The following is a 16,200-nucleotide window of genomic DNA, read 5'->3' as shown; positions in this document are numbered from 1 at the left end:
GGTCTTCTTCGGGCCCGTCTGCAGGATCATAAACACAAGAGTCGTAGCCGACAACACAGCCAGACGACAACTCGGTGGGCGCCACAACAAGCTAGGGCGAAGCTCCGGGGGGGGGGGGGGGGGGCTCGGGGGGCTTTGGTGTCGAAATTAGTTTGTTGGGCCCCCCCGGGGGGCGGGCCCGCGCCGGTGGGGCCCCCCGCCCGGCCACCCGCCCGGTGACGCCGCCTCGTACGGCCGACCACCGGAGCACCGAACAGGAGAGAGAGGACCATGTACGAGCAGCCGCCGCCCCAGGTGCCGCCGATCGACCGCACGGTCGGCTACGACGCGTACCTGAAGGTGTACAAGGAGACCGTCGACGTCGGCGACGACCGGAACGCGGCCGCGCGCCCCGTCCGGGCGCCCGTCGGATTCACCGGCGGCCCTCGGCCGACCAGCGTGGTGGCCCCCACCTTGAAGGAGGGCGCCGATCCCACCGAGCACCCGACCACACTGATCATGGACGGCCCCGGGGGGATCTACGGCCCCAGCTTCGCGGACCCGGCCCCCTGGGCCTGCGGCGGCGCCCCCACCCCCGGCTGCCTGCCGCCCCCACCCCCCGCCATCGGAGGCCTCTACTGAACCCTGCCAGCCGTCCCCGTACACACGAAGGGAAAAGCAACCATGACCATGGAAGACGTCCGCGAGGAACACCGGGTGTGGTCCCCCACCCCGCAGCTCCCCAGACTGGCCCCTCCGATCGACCGCACCGGCCGCACCGGCAGCGCCCTGGGCAACACCCCCGGCGTCGAGGCCGACAGCTTCTGGGACATCGTCAAGACCATCGCCCCGATCGCCGCCAGCGTGCTGCTCTGACGGGATCCCCCCACGGACACCTCGTCCGTACCGTGCCGGCCGCGCGGCCCATCCGCCGCCCGGCCGGCACTCCGCTGCTCCGCAGCTGCCCGGTCGCCCGACCCCCTGTCCGGCCGAACGTCCGTTCAGTAGCATGAACCCGCCTCCGCCCGCGGCCCCGAGGGGACGAGTGACCGCCATGACCACCCTGACCGCCAACACCCCGCCCGTCGACGTCGTGGACATCGACGTGGACATCGACCTGATCCTGGACGACGACGGCGGCACCGTCGCGGACGCCGCCCCGGCTCCGGGAACCCTCGCGTCCGGAGCACCGGTGCTGATGACCCCGCCGCAGAGCACCCAGGCCGTCTTCGAGTTCGACCCGCCCGTCCAACTCGACCCGCCGCTCCTGGTGGACGCGCTGCCCCCGCAGGTCACCCAGATGGTCACCGGCGACGACCGCTGAAGGCCCGCGCCGCCGCATGGACCCCGACCGCCGCTCCGCGCACCGCTACACGCGCCCCTTCGACCGCTTCCCCTCCCGCCGCGAGCACCAGGCCCGGTGGGCCGAACTGTCCCGCGCGATCGCCGCGGCCGGCCCGCCGGGCGGTGAACCGTCCGAGCAGAAGGGCGAGTTGACCGTCCTCGGCTCCGGCATCGAGGCCGCCGGCTTCACCCGCGCCGACGAGCGCCTGCTCCACGAGGCCGACCACGTCTTCCACTGCGTGGCCGATCCCGCGACGATCGTGCGCATCAACGCCTGGCGCCCGGACGCCTACGACCTCGGCGTCCTCTACGACGACGCGAAGGACCGCTACCTGACGTACGTCCAGATGTCGGAGGCGGTCCTGCACTTCGTGCGGGCCGGGCGCCGGGTGGCGGCGGTCTTCTACGGCCACCCGGGCATCTTCGTGCTGTCCAGCCACCGCGCCGTGCGGATCGCCCGCCGCGAGGGCCACACCGCCGTGATGCGCCCCGGCATCAGCGCCCTGGACGTGCTCTGCGCCGACCTCGGCGTGGACCCGAGCACCCCCGGCATGCAGACCTTCGAGGCCTCCGACCTGCTGATCCGCGGACGACGCCTCGACCCCGGCCTGCACCTGGTGCTCTGGCAGGTCGGCATCGTCGGCGAACTCGACTACCGGCGCGCCGGGTTCACCAACCGCCACCTGCCCGTCCTGCTGGACCGGCTGGAGGAGGTCTACGGGCCGGACCACATCGTGGTCAACTACATCGGCGCCCGCTACCGGGGCCTCGACCCCGTCACCGCCCGGTACACCGTCGCCGCCCTGCGCGACCCGGCCGTGCAGCGCACCGTCACCAGCGCCTCCACCTGGTACCTGCCGCCCGCCGTCGCCGCCCCGGCCGACCCGCGGGTGCTCGAACGCCTCGGCCTGCTCGAACCCGGCCGGACCGTCCGCCCGCCCGACGGCCCGCTGCGGGTCGTCGACGCGTACGGCCCCCGCGAACTCGCCGCCCTCCGCGGCTTCGCCGACTTCCGCGTCCCGGCCGGCTACCACTGGCAGGAGGACACCCCGGGCGCCCGCTTCGCCCTGGCCCTCGGCGAGGACGGCGCCCTGCGCGAGCGCTACGTCCGGGATCCCGCGGCCGCCGTCGCGCACTGGGCCCCGCCGGACCTCGGAGCCGACGAACGCGCCCTGCTGGCCCGGCGCGAGGACCTGGCCCTGCAGGCCGCCGCCCGGGGCGTCCCCCGGCGGCCCGGGCCGGAGGCGGCACACCGGCTGCGCACCCTGCTCACCCGCAAGTCGGAGGCCCGCCGGCTGGCGCGGGACGGCGCGGCGGGCTGGCCGTCGATCCGGCGGGACCTGGACTCCGTCCTCGCCGGGGCCCTGTACCCGTGGACGGGCCTGTACGGCACCGCGGACGGCGGCCTCTCGGTCTACGTCCTGGGCCGCGCGACCGACCCGCCCCGGCACCGGGTCCACGTCGACGGCCTCCGGGTGACCGGCCCCAGTTACGCCCACGGCGTGCTGCGCTGGCGCGCGGCGGACGGCGGCGTCGGCGGCGAGCTGCGGACGGAGTTCGGCCGCGACGGCCGGCGCCGGCTGACCGGAACCGTCGCGGGCGCGGCGGTGCGCCTGACCGAGTACCCGCTGCCGCAGGTGCCACCGCTCGCCGACCTCGTCGGCGGGTACCGCAGCGAGGGCCTGCGCGTGGACGTCGTACCCGGCGCCCCCGGCTCGGCCCCGCGTCTGCGCGTCACCCTCGACGGCGAACCCGTCACCGCCGCGGTGGTGATCGGACCGGCGGGCTTCGAGGTGGACGGCGTCACCGTCCCCTTCTCCGCGGCCGTGGCGGAGCCCGCCCGTCGCCTGTACGGGGACTACCGGCTGCGGCTGCCCGACCGCCCGGGCGGCGCCCGCCTGGAGGTCGCCGCGGACGGCGTCGTGCTCGACGGCCGGCCCGTCCCCGGGGCCGGGCCGAGCGGACGGCGGCTCGGCTGGCGGGACGGACCGGAGCTCTTGCCCTCCGCCGACCTCACCCTGCTGCTCGACCCGATCACCCTGCACCCGATGCTGCACGGCACCGGCCGGACGGCGGACGGCGAACCGTTCCCGCTGCTCGGCATGGTCCCGGTCGACGGCGAGGCCGCCCGACGGCTCGCCGCCCGGCCGCGGTTCGGCATCCCGGCCGGCCCCTGGGCCCACCTGACGGCGCTCGCCGCCGGGGCGAGCCACGACGGCGGGCTGTTCTGGTGGCACGGCTGGGAGCAGTCGGCCACCGCCCTGCGGACCGTGGAGCAGGCCCTGCGGGACGGCGGCCGGTAGCGCCCGGCACGGACCCGGCCGGCGACGGCCGGGTCCGTACGGACACAGGGACGGGGACGGGGATCAGCGCAGGCCGGCGAAGAGGTCGTCCTCGGGAAGGGCCGCGCCGGTGGTGTCCTTGACCCGCACGAAGGTCTCCACGCCCATCAGCTCGGTGAACCGCTCCTTGCCCATCTTCAGGAAGAAGATGTTCTCGCCCTGGCTGGCGTGCGCGGCCAGGGCGTCGAACTTCCGGCCGCCGAACGCGGTGGTGTCCACCCAGGTGGTGATCTCCTCGTCCGGCAGGCCGATCTCCGACATGTCCGGCATCTCGGACGCCTCCGACTCCTCCGCCGCCCCGGACTCCTGCGCCGCCTCCGGCTCCTCCCAGTCCGCGCCGAACTCGCGCATGACCTCGCCGAACCGCTGCATCGCCGAGCGCGGCGCCGTCGTCCAGTAGACCTTCGGCGTCGGATCGGTCAGCTCCAGCGCCGCCATGGTGATGCGGTGGGCCTGGATGTGGTCGGGGTGGCCGTAGAACCCGTTCTCGTCGTAGGTGACGACCACGTCGGGCCGGTAGTGCCGGATCAGTTCGGCGAGGCGGGCGGCGCCCTCCTCCACCGGCGTGCGCCAGAACGACCCGGGCTCGTCGTTGCTCGCCCAGCCCATCATCCCGGAGTCGGCGTACTCCAGCAGCTCCAGGTGACTGACCTTCAACACCTCGCAGCTGGCCTCCAGTTCCTGCCGGCGCATCGCGGCGACGGCCTCCGGGTCGTGGCCGGGCTCGCCCGGCTTGACCCCTCCCGGTCCGTCACCGCACCGGCCGTCCGTACACGTCACGAGGACCGTGCGGACGCCCTCCGCCGCGTACCGGGCGAGGACACCCCCGGTCCCGGTGGCCTCGTCGTCGGGGTGGGCGTGCACCGCCATCAGCGTCAAGGGCCGGTCAACCATGAAAATCCATCCTCCGATGTGAAAAGTACTCGCCCCAGTCTGCGCCACGGGGCGGGGTCGTCGCCGGGGTTGTCCCGTTCCGCGTCGCGCACCCGGCAATCCGCGAGACAGCCGCTATCCACGCCCGGCGGCCACGGTGACCGGCAGGCCGGCCTCGATGCGGCCCAACAGCCGTCCGCCGTGGACGCCGGGGGTGTCGAAGACGCCCTGGCCGTCGGGGTCGTCGTCGGCGCCGGCGCTCAGGACCTCGGGCACCAGCACCGCCGCCGCGGCGGCGGGCGCCTCGGCGCCGGTGGGCGCCGAGTAGGCGGCGGCGAGGTACGCGGGCGCCAGGACGGGGCCGTGCAGGGTCCCTTCGACCAGGTCGGGCTCGAATCCCGCGGACAGCACCGTGACCCGGGCGTGCAGGTCCCCGTGGACCATGACCAGCTTGTCCGTCATGTTGCCGACGAAGGCCTCCACGTGGACGCTGCCGCGGACCAGCAGCTTGGCGTCACCCTCCAGGTACACGGCGGCCGCCCGGAGGTCGCCCAGCACTATCAGCGCGGAGCAGCCGTCGTCGATGGTGAGGACGGCGCCGCTGACGTCGAGGTCACCGTCGACGACCAGGCCGGTGCCGTCCAGCTCCGCGGCGTCGAGGTCGAGGTGCCCGTCGATCGCCAGGGCGCCGGCGTGGACGTCGTACGACTCCTCGTAGAGGTTCTCGTACGTGGAGACGGGCAGGCCGCGGCGCTCGAACAGGGCGACGGACTCGTCCCAACTGTGCAGCGTGGTGGTGATGTTCATGGGGCAGACTCTGCCATGCGACACTGTCAGCCGATCGCAACCGGATCGAGACCGATCGGTTCGCCCGTCCCGGACCCGCCGCTCCCTCGGGTTCCCTACGCTGTGGCCGATCCACTGCGGCCGGCCCGCTCCGGCCGGCCGCGTTCGGTCCGGGATTTTCGAGGGGGAGCCCATGGAGCTCGACGCATTCATGGAACTGGCCGGTCCACCGATCGGCGCCGCGATCGCCGCCTACGGCGACTCGGTGCTGACGCAGGCGCAGGACGCGGCCGCGACGGCCACCGTGGGCCTGGGCACACGCATCCTCCAGCGCGTCTGGAACCGGCGCGACGAGCGGCAGCGCGAGGACCTGGAGACCAACGTCCTGGAGGCGGCGGAGGAGGGCGCGGGCGCGGACGCCCAGGGCGCGCTGCGGCAGGCCGTGCGGCGCACGCTCCACCAGGACCCGGCGCTGCTGGCGGAGCTGGCCGCGCTGCTGGCGCGGGCGCAGCCGGCGCCGGTCAGCATCGTGGTGAGCGGCCAGGGGGCCGTCGTCAACACCGGCAGCAACAGCGGGACGATGAGCAGCAGGACCGTCGTCCACCGGGACGGCACCCGGTGACGTCGCCCACCCACCATTTCAGCGGCGCCGGACAGATCGCCAGCTTCAACAGCTCCAACGACGGCCTGATGGTCACCCAGGTCACGACGATCGTGCTGCCCTCCGAGGCGCTGCGCTCCGCGGCCGACACCCCGGCCGTCGACGTCGTCCACCTGCTCCGGCCGAACGGCCGCTTCACCGGCCGGCAGCGGGAACTGGCCGCGCTGCGGGAGGTGTTGAGCGCCGAACGCACCGGGCCCGGCGCGGCGACGGCGGTGCTCCACGGGCTGGGCGGGGTCGGCAAGAGCACCCTGGCGCGGCAGTACGCCCAGAGCTTCCGCACCGCGTACGACCTGGTCTGGTGGATCGAGGCGTCCTCCCCGGGGGCCGTGGAGGAGGCCCTGGCCGAGATCGCCCGGCGGCTGAACCCCGTGTGGGCCGGAACCGCGCAGCGGCCGGAGCTGACCGCCTGGGCGCTGGCCTGGTTCCAGCACCACACGAACTGGCTGCTGGTGTACGACAACGTCGAGGACCCGGCGCTCCTCGCACCGTTCCTGGGCAGCCTCACCGGCGGGCACCACCTGGTCACCACCCGGCTCGCCGACGACTGGGACGCGGTCGGCGTCGACTCCGGCGACGCGCTGCTCGCACTCGACGTCCTCCCGCAGGAGCAGGCGGCCGAGCTGCTGTGGTCCTGGGTCTCCGAGTGGGACGGGTCCGACGAGTCGCGCTGGGAGGTCGGGCAGCTGGCCCGGGAGCTCGGCGGCCTCCCGCTCGCCCTGGACCAGGCGGGCGCCTACCTGCGCCGGACCCGCACCACGGTCGCCGCCTACCGCGGCCGGCTCGGGCTCCAGCTGTCCAGGACCCCGGCGGGCCGGGACCCGCAGCGCACCGTCGCCAGGGTCTGGCAGGTCTCCCTGGCGGCGGTCGCCGAGGACGACCCGGTCGCGGTCGACCTCCTGCACGCCCTGGCCTGGCTGGACGCCGACGGCTGCCCGCGCGACCTGGTGGACCGGCTGGCCCCGGACGAGATCGCGGCCGACGACGCGCTCGGCGTCCTGCACGCCTACAGCATGATCGGCTACGCCTGGCGCGACGTCCGGGTGCACCGGCTGGTCCAGGGCGTGCTGCGCGCCGACGCCCTCGCCCGGCGCCCGGCGGGGGCCGCTCCCCGGGGCCGGTACGAGGCCGAGCAGGCCCTGCTGCGGACCGTGCGTCCGGCCGGGCCCGACCAGGACCCCGATGCCGCCGAATTGGCCCGCCTGGTCGGCCAGATCCGTGCCCTGGCCGCGACCGACCCGCGGGACAGCTGCGACTCGGCGGTGTTCAACCTCTACGCCGGCGCCGCCCTGCACCTGGAGGCCGGGGGGCAGACCACCCGGACGCTGCCGCTGTACGAGGCGTACGAGGCCCAGATCCGGCACGGGCTCGGGCCCGAGCACCCGCTCGCGCTGGTGGCCCGCTCCGCGGTCGCCCGGGTCCACCTCGCGACCGGCCGGCCCGACCGGAGCATCGGGATCCTCGGCCCGCTCCTGGAGCAGAGCCTGCGGGTCCACGGCCCCGGGCACCTCACCACCCTCAACATCCGCAGCAGCCTCGCCTCCACCCACCAGGCCCGCGGCAGCGTCCAGCAGGCGGTCGAGGAGTACGAGAAGGCCGCCGACGACAGCCGGGTCGCCCTCGGCCCGGACCACCTCAGGACCCTCACCCTGCTGAGCGACCTGGCGGGCGCCCACGCGGCCCTCGGCCGGTTCGACCGGGCCATCGGGATCTACGAGGACCTGCTCCGCAGGGACCTCGCCGACACCAGACCCGACGACCTGCCGGGGCCCATGGTCGGGCTCAACGGCCTACGGCTGCGCAACAACCTCGCCGGGGCGTACGAGACCGTCGGCCGCTACCGGCAGGCGATCGCCCTCTACCAGGAGGTGCTGGCCGACTTCGAGGAACTCGTCGGCTCCGAACACCCCGACACCCTCAGCTGTCTGAGCAACCTCGGGTACGCCCACCACGCGGCCGGCGACCTGGAACGGGCCAGGGAGATCTACCAGGACGTCCTGACCCGGCGTGCCGACGCCCTGGGCGAGGAGCACCCCGACACCCTGCTCAGCCGGAGCAACGTCGCCCACCTCTGCCTGACGAGCGGTGACATCGCGACCGGGTTCGACCTCTGCCGCACGACGCTGGCCCAGCGCACCGGGGTGCTCGGCCCGGAACACCCCGAAACCCTGGTCAGCCTCTCCATGCTGGCCTCCGCCCACGACGCGGCCGGCGAGCCGGAACGGGCGCTCCCCCTGTTCGAGGAGGCCCTCCGCCTGCGCCGCGAGGTCCTCGGCCCGGACCACCCGGACACGCTGCGCAGCGCCGGGAACCTCGCGGTCGCCTACCACGGGCGGGGCGAGTCCGCCCGGGCCGTCCCGCTGTTCGAGACCGTGCTGGCCGAACAGGAGCGGCTGCTCGGCCCGGAGAGCCGCGACACCGTGCTCACCCGCAACAACCTCGGGGTGGCCTGCCGGGGCGCGGGCGACCTGGAGCGGGCACGGTCGCTGCTCACCACCGTGCTGGAGCAGCGCACCCAGCTGCTGGGCCCGGACCACCCGGACACCCTCGGCAGCCGGGCCGCCCTGGCCCGGGTGCACGAGGCGGCGGGCGACGTCACCGGGGCCGTCGAGGGGTACCGGGCCGCCCTCGCCGGACTGACCGAGGCGGTCGGGACGGACCACCCCGTCTCCGTCGTGGTGGCGGGCCTGCTGGCCGAAGCGCTGCGCACGCGCGACGATCCCCGTCCGCGGCAGTAGCCCGGCGGGTCGGTAGCCCGGTGGGTCCACGCGTGGTGCCGGGACGGGACGGGACGGCTCTCCTACCATCGGGGCGACAGCGGATCCCAGGGACGGGTTGGCCCCATGACCGACGGCACCACCGGGATCGACCGGTCGAAGCCGAGCATCGCCCGCGTGTACGACTACCTGCTCGGCGGCACGGACAACTACGCCGTCGACCGCGAGGTCGGCGACTTCTTCCTCCACGAGTTGCCCGGTTCGGTGGCCATTCCGTTCGCCAACCGCCGGGCCCTGGTCCGCGCGGTGGGCGCCATGGCCGGCGACGGCGTCCGACAGTTCGTCGACCTGGGCAGCGGCCTGCCCACGGCCGAGAACGTGCACCAGGTGGCCCGGCGGCACCGCGCCGACGCCCGCGTCGTCTACGTCGACAACGATCCGACCGTGCTCGCCCACGGCCGGGCGCTGCTGGCCGCCGACCCCCGCACCACGCTGGTCGGGGCGGACCTGCTGGAGCCGGAGGGGATCCTCGGCGACCCCGACGTACGGCGCCTGATCGACTTCGACGAACCGGTGGGCGTCGTCTTCAGCGCCGTCCTGCACCACCTGGAGGATTCCGAGCGGCCCGCCGCTCTCGTGCGCTGGTGGGCGGAGCGGGTGCCCCCGGGCAGCCTGGTCTACATCTCCCACTTCCGCTCCGGCGGGAACGAGGAGACCAGGCGCATGGAGCGCAAGCTCCAGGAGAGCTTCGGCCGCGGCCGCTGGCGCACCGACGGGGAGATCCTCGCCCTGTTCGGCGACCTCGACCTGCTCGCACCGGGGCTGGTGCCCTGCCCGCTGTGGCGTCCGGAACCCGCGCCGGGTGACGGTGGCGCCGCGGCCGAGGGCGGCCTGTCGGTGTGGGAGCGGCTGATCTCCTGCGGGCTGGCCCGCACGTCCTGATCGTCGCGGGCCCCGTCCGCAGGGGCCCGGCCGGCCGCCGTCGGCCGGGCTCCGCCAACCCCGGTCAGGACAGGTAGTCCTCCAGCCCGCCGTCGCGCCGGGTGTCCAGGGTGACGCAGTGGAAGCCGCCGCCGAGTGCCCGGGAGTGCCGCAGCCGGTGCGGCAGGACGGTGATCCCGGCGTGCTCCAGCTGCTTGATCAGGCTCTCCTGACCGGACTCGACGATCGCGGTGTCCGGGGAGACCATCAGCAGGTTCATGCTGATCCAGCTCTCGCTGAGCGCGTGCTCGGGCGTGTCCCCGGTGGGCTCGGCCGGCGGGCACCACAGGATGTCCCAGCCCTTCAGCGGCGCCGGGACGGTCTCCGGGCTGATCCGCTCGGGGTTGAGCAGCACCAGCCCCGGCCGCAGCAGCGCGATGGTGCTGTCGATGTGGGTGTACCCGTAGATGTCGCGCAGCGGGTGCAGCCGCAGGCCCCCGTCGCCGAGCAGGCCGAGGGTGGACTCCAGCCACCGCAGGCCGAGTTCGTTGCCGCTGCGGGAGACCTGGTAGAACACGTCCCGGCCGAGCCGCAGCACGTTCGCGGCGTCGAAGACCGGCTCGGCCTCGCCCAGCAGCGGCAGCCCGTCCGCGTCGGACTCGAAGAGCTCGTCGCCCAGCCGCGGCCGGGGGGCGGCCACCCAGCGCGCGCCGCGGCGCAGGTAGTCCTGGAAGAGCCCGCGCAGGCCGAACACCTCGAAGTAGCGCTGCCGCATCGGGCTCGCCACCTCGATCAGCGTCTCGCCGACCACCAGGGTGAGGTCCCGCGGACAGTAGGAGTGGAAGCCGCCGTCGGCCTCCCAGAGCGGGGAGGCGAACCCGGCCGCGTGGTCGACCGCCTCGGGCCGGTGGACGGTGACGCCGAGGCCGCGCAGGGTGGCCACCAGCGCCTCCAGGTCCTCCTCGGTCTCCTCGACGACCTGCTGGGGGTAGGGGCCCGCCTCGATCGAGGCGAGGTCGGCGGCACTGGTCTTCGGGAAGCAGGACAGCCAGGAGGACGGCTCGGTCTGCTCGGGCAGCCGGGCGCCGGCGGCGGTCCCGACCACGATCTCCCGCAGTGTGGTGAATTCGTCCCAGCTGTGGACCGGACGGGCCGAATCGGACATGGCTCTCCCTTGACACGGGTTTGGGGAAACGCGGAAAGGACGGCGGACGCGACGGCTCGGAACCGCGCGGCTTCGAACCGCACCACAGGACGGCAGCGCCCGGTGGACTCCGAAGGACCGCGGGCCGTCGGCGGAGCGGGGTCCCCCGAACATGCGGAAAACAGCGACGGAAATCGGGACGGATTGATCGCCGGAGCGGCTCCGGCCGACCACGGCGTTACGGGAAATCACTGGCCGGGCAGCCGAATTCGCTTTTCGGAGGGCCGGGATCGCCTGTCAAGCTACCCGGACGACCGACGGCGGCGCAAGGACCGTGATCGGCACCGAACGCGCCGCCGCGCCGAGCCTCCGGTCGGCCCGTCCGTTGTTCAACTCCCCCGCACCGAGGCTGATCAACACCCGGGCGAGGGCCCGAAAGCCGACCCCGCGGGCCGACCCTGGCGAGGGCCGGCAGCCGGCCCGGACGCGGTGCCCGTGGGACCGGCCGTCACCACTGGGCCCCGCGCTCCGGGGCTCACCACCGCCAGGCCCGGCGGATCCGGCTCCCGCCCGCCAGGGCCAGCAGCGCCCCGCCCGCCGCGGCGACCCCGGCCACCGCCAGGTTCTGGCGCTGCGCCCGGCGCCGGCCGGCGGCCTCCGCCCGGGCGGAGGCCGCCAGGAAGGCCCGCTCGACCCCGGCCGCGGCCAGCTCGCCGGCCGCCACCCGCCGCTTGAGCTGCTCCAACCGGACACCCCGGCAGAGCAGTTCGGGGTCCTGGTCGGCGGCCTCCCAGCCCCGGGCGGCCGCCGAGAGCCTGCGCTGCTCGCCCAGCGCCTCGCGGCCCTCCGCCAGCCACCCGCGCAGCCGGGGCCAGGCCTGCGGCAGCGCGTGGTGGGACAGCTCGACGGTGTCCCGGTCCACCACCACGAGCCGGGCCCGGACCAGCCGTTCCATCACCTCGGGCACGCCGGGATCGTCGAACTCGGCCCGCCGGACCGGCTTGCGGGTGCCCTCATCGCCCCCCGGCACCAGGTCTCCCCCCGATAAGAGCCCGCCGCCCGGCGTCAGCCCGTCGCCCAGCGCCGTCGCGCCGCCGGCCGCGTCCTCGCCGGCGCCGAGCAACTCCCCGCCGAGCCGCAGGAACACCGCCCGCGCCCGGGCCTGGCCGGCCGGGTCCAGCCCGTTGTACAGCGACTCCGCCGTCCGGGCCAGCGCGCCCTCGAAACCTCCGGTCGCCTGGAAGCCGGCCAGGGTGAGGGCGTTGCCGCTGCGCCGCCGCCAGGTCTCCAGCAGTGCCGTGGACACCAGCGGCAGCGCGCCCGGCTGCTGCGCGGCGGTCGAGATGAGGACGGCCAGCAGGGAACCCTCGACGGTGCAGCCGGACCGCAGGGCCGGCTCGGTGATCGCCCGCCGCAGCTCGTCCGGCGCCGGACGCCCCACCGACAGCACCGCGTTCCGGCCGGCCTCGGCCAGCCCCGGGTGCTCGGCGAACAGCGGCCCGCACTGGTCCGAGCGGAGCACCAGCACCACCCGGCACCGGGCCGGCGCCGCCACCGGCAGCCCCTCCGGCGCCTGCCTCGCGGTACCCGCGGCGGTCGCCACCAGCGCGTCCAGGAAGCGCGCCCGCTCGGCGGCGTCCCGGCAGCGGGTGCGCAGCTGCTCGCCCTGGTCCACCACCAGCACCGGGTCGCCGGCCGTCGGCCCCGAGGCGCCCCGCGTGCTCTCCCCGACTCGCTGCCCGAGCCGGGCGAGCGCGAGCGCGTACGCCTCCATCGGTCGTTCGCCGGGAGTCAGCAGCGCCACCGGGACACCGCCGTCGGCCGGGGGCCGGCCCGCTCCGCCCCCGGCCCCGGTTCTCCGCCCGGCCGCCGCGCCGGAGCCCGGAGCCCCGCCGAGCCGGGCCAGCAGACCGGCTCTGACCAACGAGGACTTGCCCGCCCCGGACGGCCCGGAGAGGATCACCAGCCTCCGTTCGGCCAGCAGGGCGGCCAGGCGGTCCAGCAGCGCCTCGCGGCCGAAGAAGCGCTCGGCGTCGGCCGCCTCGAACGCGGCCGCACCCGGATAGGGGGCGCTTCCGGCGTCCTGGGAGCGCCGCCGGGCCGCGGTGTCGGCGGCCAGTTCGGCGGCGAGCAGCTGCCAGCGGTGCCGCCACTCCCGCACGTCCCCGCCGCAGGCCTGCACGTAGGCGACGGTGACGGCGAGGCTGGGCAGCCGCCGGCCGCCCGCGGCCACCGACAGGCTGGCCGCCGAACAATGGGCCCGCAGGGCGAGTTGACGGTACGGCGGACTTCCGGCGCGTTCCCGCAGGGCCCGAAGATCGCCCGCGAAGCGCAGCAGCGGCCCGTCCCCGGGGTCCAACGGACTTTCCCGACGCGGCACTACGGCCCCCTTCTCCGTTGATGCGGTGTCCTGAAACCTTGAGTGCCCACGCGCCACACGCGCCGCGTGCGCCTCGTGTCCATCCCCCGGTTATTCATCATGCACAGCACCCGTTGGCGTCAAACAATGGTGCGCGCGGGTCGGTTGTTCCGAGTTGATGTTCAATGTCCAGCCGTACGGCGCCGAACAAAGCCGGTGGGATAGAACCGGACCCCGCAGCCTTCGGCGACTTCGGAGACATCCATGAAGTTCACGCGGTACTGCCGTTCCCTCCTGTCCACACCCGCGATGGCAGTGGAGCGGTACACCAAGAGCCATCAGTCCGGGGCCGACATCGCCATGGTCGATCTGGAGGATTCGGTCCCACCCGCCCGAAAGGAGGAGGCCCGTCGACTGGCCGAGGAGTTCTTCGCGCTCCCGTCCGCCAAGCTCGCGCGCAGCGCGGTGCGCATCAACACCCTGTCCGGACCGGACGGGCTGCGCGACCTGATCGCCATCGCCCGGTACCGCGTCAAACCGGACCTGGTCCTGATCCCGATGGCGGAGTCCCCCCGGGACATCGAGATCGCCGCCGGCGCGCTCGCCGCGGACTGCCCGGAGACGGAGTTCCTGGCGGTCGTGGAGACCCCGCTGGGCATCGAGCACGCGCCCGCCATCGCGGCCGCCGGACACCGGCTGCGCGGGCTGGTCTTCGGCTCGGCGGACTACGCCTTCGCGGTCGGCGCCCGGCTCTCCTGGGAGGCCCTGGCCCACGCCCGCGGCCGGGTGGTCAACAGCGCCCGCGCCGCGGGGGTGGAGGCGATGGACGCACCGTTCTTCGAGGTCTCCGACCTCGTCGGGCTGCGCCGGGAGGCCGGGCTCGCCCGGGACTTCGGGTTCAGCGGCAAGATCGCCGTCCATCCGCGCCAACTCGCGCTGATCAACGAGCTGTTCAGCCCGGGCGAGGAACTGCTGGAGCGCGCCCGCCGGGTGGTCGCGGCCGGTCTGGAGAACGGCCGTTCGGTGACCGTGGTGGACGGGGTGATGGTCGGCATGCCGTTCTTCGAGGCCTCGCAGCGTCTGATCGAGCAGTTCGACCCGCCCCGGCCCGACGGTTCGCACCACACGCAGCACCCCCACCGCGCAGAACACGCGCAACACGCGCAACACGTGCAGCACGCGCAACACGCGCAACACGCGGAGTACCAACCGCAGGGCCACGAGCCCACCGACCCCCCGAACCACGCGACGGAGAAGTGACGATGACCGAAGAATCCATCCTCGGCCCGCGCCGGTACCGCAATGCCGAGGCCATGCTGGCGAGCGCCGACCCGGTCTGGCAGGCGGCCGCCGCCAACGGCCTGATCGGCATCACCGCGGACTCCGAGTCCAACAACCGGCTGATCGTCCGCGAGACCGGCCACGAGTTCGCCAACATGGTCTCCTGCTCGTACCTGGGCCTGAACAACCACCCCGCGGTCCTGGCCGGCGCGGTGGACGCGCTGACCGAGTCCCGCAGCACCTCGCTGGTCCTCTCCACCACCCGGATCCGGCACAACCTGCTGGTGCGGCTGGAGGAGGAGCTCGGCGAGCTGTTCGGCGCGAACATCCTGCCGGGGGCGTCCTGTACCACGCTCACCGCGGGCATCCTGCCGCTGATCGCCTCCGGCCACCTGGACGGCACCTGCCAGGGCGGCGGCGGCCCCCGGGTGATGGTCTTCGACCGCTTCTGCCACTTCTGCATGGCGTACATGAAGCCGGTCTGCGCGGACGAGTCGCTGGTGCTGACCTGCCCGCACAACGACCTGAACTACCTGGAGGACATCTGCCGCAAGTACCCGCGGGTCGCCTACGTCGCCGACGGCGCCTACTCGATGGGCGGCACCGCGGCCCTCGACGGGCTGCTCGAACTCCAGGACCGCTACGGGCTGTTCCTCTACATCGACGACTCCCACTCGCTGTCCATCGCGGGCGAGCGCGGCGAGGGCTACGTCCGCTCCCGGCTGGAGATGAACCCGCTGACGGTGATCACCGCGAGCCTCGGCAAGGCCTTCGGCACCAGCGGCGGCGTCGCGATGCTCGGCAACCGGGAGCAGTTCGAGTTCCTGCACCGGCACGCCGGCCCCATCGGCTGGTCGCAGAACATCCCGCTGCCGATGGTCGGCGCCTCGCTGGCCAGCGCCGCCATCCACCGCTCCCCCGAACTGGCCGACCTCCAGGGAGCACTGGCCCGCAACATCGAGCTCTTCGACGAGCTGCTGCCGACCACCTTCGCGGGCAACGGCCTGCCGGTGCGCCGGGTCGACGTCGGGGAGGCCGAGCGGGCGGTCAAGCTGTCCGCCCAGCTCTTCGAGCGCGGCTTCTACAGCTCCGCGGTGTTCTTCCCGATCGTGCCCAAGGGCGAGGCCGGGCTGCGGCTGATGCTGCGCGCCGACATGGACGAGCGGCTGATCCGCGAGTTCGCCGGCCACGTCAAGGAACTCACCGCCGACCTCTAGGACCTGGGAGCAGCACCATGGGAGGAACCGAACCGGCCGGCTACCGGCTGATCGGCGAGCGCCGCTACCGCGAGGTGGTCGGGCGCTACTACGAGGAGTTCGAGGTCGGCGAGGTGGTCGAGCACCGCCCCGGGCGGACCGTCACCGAGCTCGACAACGTGCTGATGAGCATGCTGAGCATGAACGACGCCCCGCTGCACATCGACGCCGCCTACAGCGCGCACACCCCCTGGGGGAAGCCGATCGTCTCCAGCCTGGTGACGCTCAGCATCGTCGGCGGGATGACCGCCCGCTCGACGAGCGGGCGCACCATCGCCAACCTGGGCTGGGAGAACATCCGGATGACCCACCCGGTGTTCGCCGGCGACACCCTCTACGCGGAGACGGAGACCCTCGCCAAGCGGCTCTCCGAGAGCCGCGCCGGGCAGGGGATCGTGCGCTGCCGCACCACCGGGACGAAGTCCACCGGCGAGGCCGTGGTGGTGTTCGAACGCAGCTTCCTCGTCCCGCTGCGCGGCCACGGCCTGGACGAGGTCGCCGGGTACTGACCCGGCGCCGGGCCCGACGGTCTCCACC

Annotated in this window: 14 protein-coding genes; 10 read left to right on the top strand and 4 right to left on the bottom strand. The window is 74.3% G+C overall.

Annotated features, from left to right (window positions below; translation table 11 throughout):
- Positions 1-270 precede the first annotated feature (270 nt).
- The 4 genes from ACWGKU_RS36255 (at position 271) to ACWGKU_RS36240 (ending at position 3,626) form a co-directional block, all read left to right on the top strand.
- Positions 271-621, top strand: coding sequence for a hypothetical protein (locus tag ACWGKU_RS36255; protein ID WP_452180630.1), 351 nt, complete (start codon positions 271-273; stop codon positions 619-621).
- A gap of 42 nt (positions 622-663) precedes the next feature.
- On the top strand, positions 664-855 hold the full coding sequence (locus ACWGKU_RS36250) for a hypothetical protein (RefSeq protein WP_452180629.1): 192 nt from the start codon (positions 664-666) through the stop codon (positions 853-855).
- A 178-nt stretch (positions 856-1,033) separates the two neighbouring features.
- Positions 1,034-1,303, top strand: coding sequence for a hypothetical protein (locus ACWGKU_RS36245; protein WP_452180628.1), 270 nt, complete (start codon positions 1,034-1,036; stop codon positions 1,301-1,303).
- A 16-nt stretch (positions 1,304-1,319) separates the two neighbouring features.
- Positions 1,320-3,626 (top strand): SAM-dependent methyltransferase, encoded by a 2,307-nt coding sequence (locus ACWGKU_RS36240; RefSeq protein WP_452180627.1) that lies wholly within the window; start codon positions 1,320-1,322, stop codon positions 3,624-3,626.
- 63 nt (positions 3,627-3,689) lie between these two features.
- Here ACWGKU_RS36240 and ACWGKU_RS36235 read toward each other — a convergent pair whose 3' ends face one another.
- Together ACWGKU_RS36235 and ACWGKU_RS36230 are read right to left on the bottom strand one after the other, a co-directional pair.
- Positions 3,690-4,559, bottom strand: a complete 870-nt coding sequence (locus ACWGKU_RS36235; protein WP_452180626.1) for a PIG-L family deacetylase — start codon at positions 4,557-4,559, stop codon at positions 3,690-3,692.
- A gap of 114 nt (positions 4,560-4,673) precedes the next feature.
- The gene (locus tag ACWGKU_RS36230; RefSeq protein WP_452180625.1) at positions 4,674-5,345 is read right to left on the bottom strand and encodes a hypothetical protein; all 672 of its coding nucleotides are present in this window, start codon (positions 5,343-5,345) and stop codon (positions 4,674-4,676) included.
- 172 nt (positions 5,346-5,517) lie between these two features.
- On the opposite strand from ACWGKU_RS36230, the gene ACWGKU_RS36225 reads away from it, so the two are divergent.
- The 3 genes from ACWGKU_RS36225 (at position 5,518) to ACWGKU_RS36215 (ending at position 9,644) form a co-directional block, all read left to right on the top strand.
- Positions 5,518-5,946, top strand: a complete 429-nt coding sequence (locus tag ACWGKU_RS36225) for a hypothetical protein (protein WP_401055824.1) — start codon at positions 5,518-5,520, stop codon at positions 5,944-5,946.
- On the top strand, positions 5,943-8,723 hold the full coding sequence (locus ACWGKU_RS36220) for a tetratricopeptide repeat protein (protein ID WP_452180624.1): 2,781 nt from the start codon (positions 5,943-5,945) through the stop codon (positions 8,721-8,723). Before ACWGKU_RS36225 ends, ACWGKU_RS36220 begins: the two co-directional genes overlap by 4 nt.
- Positions 8,724-8,828: 105 nt before the next feature.
- Complete coding sequence (locus ACWGKU_RS36215; protein WP_452180623.1) at positions 8,829-9,644, top strand: SAM-dependent methyltransferase; 816 nt, start codon at positions 8,829-8,831, stop codon at positions 9,642-9,644.
- A 64-nt stretch (positions 9,645-9,708) separates the two neighbouring features.
- Here the strand turns inward: ACWGKU_RS36215 and ACWGKU_RS36210 are convergent, their stop codons facing one another.
- Together ACWGKU_RS36210 and ACWGKU_RS36205 are read right to left on the bottom strand one after the other, a co-directional pair.
- On the bottom strand, positions 9,709-10,788 hold the full coding sequence (locus ACWGKU_RS36210) for an inosamine-phosphate amidinotransferase 1 (protein ID WP_452180622.1): 1,080 nt from the start codon (positions 10,786-10,788) through the stop codon (positions 9,709-9,711).
- Between the two features lie 514 nt (positions 10,789-11,302).
- Positions 11,303-13,126 carry an nSTAND1 domain-containing NTPase gene (locus tag ACWGKU_RS36205; protein WP_452180621.1) on the bottom strand — a complete coding sequence of 608 codons (1,824 nt, stop codon included), beginning with the start codon at positions 13,124-13,126 and terminating at the stop codon, positions 11,303-11,305.
- A 264-nt stretch (positions 13,127-13,390) separates the two neighbouring features.
- Between ACWGKU_RS36205 and ACWGKU_RS36200 the strand changes: the two genes are divergently transcribed.
- The 3 genes from ACWGKU_RS36200 to ACWGKU_RS36190 are packed head-to-tail and all read left to right on the top strand — an operon-like array spanning position 13,391 to position 16,172.
- Positions 13,391-14,386 (top strand): HpcH/HpaI aldolase/citrate lyase family protein, encoded by a 996-nt coding sequence (locus tag ACWGKU_RS36200; protein ID WP_401050526.1) that lies wholly within the window; start codon positions 13,391-13,393, stop codon positions 14,384-14,386.
- A gap of 2 nt (positions 14,387-14,388) precedes the next feature.
- Positions 14,389-15,624 (top strand): 8-amino-7-oxononanoate synthase family protein, encoded by a 1,236-nt coding sequence (locus tag ACWGKU_RS36195; RefSeq protein ID WP_359914677.1) that lies wholly within the window; start codon positions 14,389-14,391, stop codon positions 15,622-15,624.
- Between the two features lie 17 nt (positions 15,625-15,641).
- Positions 15,642-16,172, top strand: coding sequence for a MaoC family dehydratase (locus tag ACWGKU_RS36190; protein ID WP_401050524.1), 531 nt, complete (start codon positions 15,642-15,644; stop codon positions 16,170-16,172).
- The last annotated feature ends 28 nt before the right edge of the window (positions 16,173-16,200 follow it).

The organism is Kitasatospora sp. NPDC054768 (genome assembly GCF_053612025.1).
Note: the sequence above shows the minus strand (reverse complement) of the source record. Positions and strands in the feature narration are given on the sequence as shown.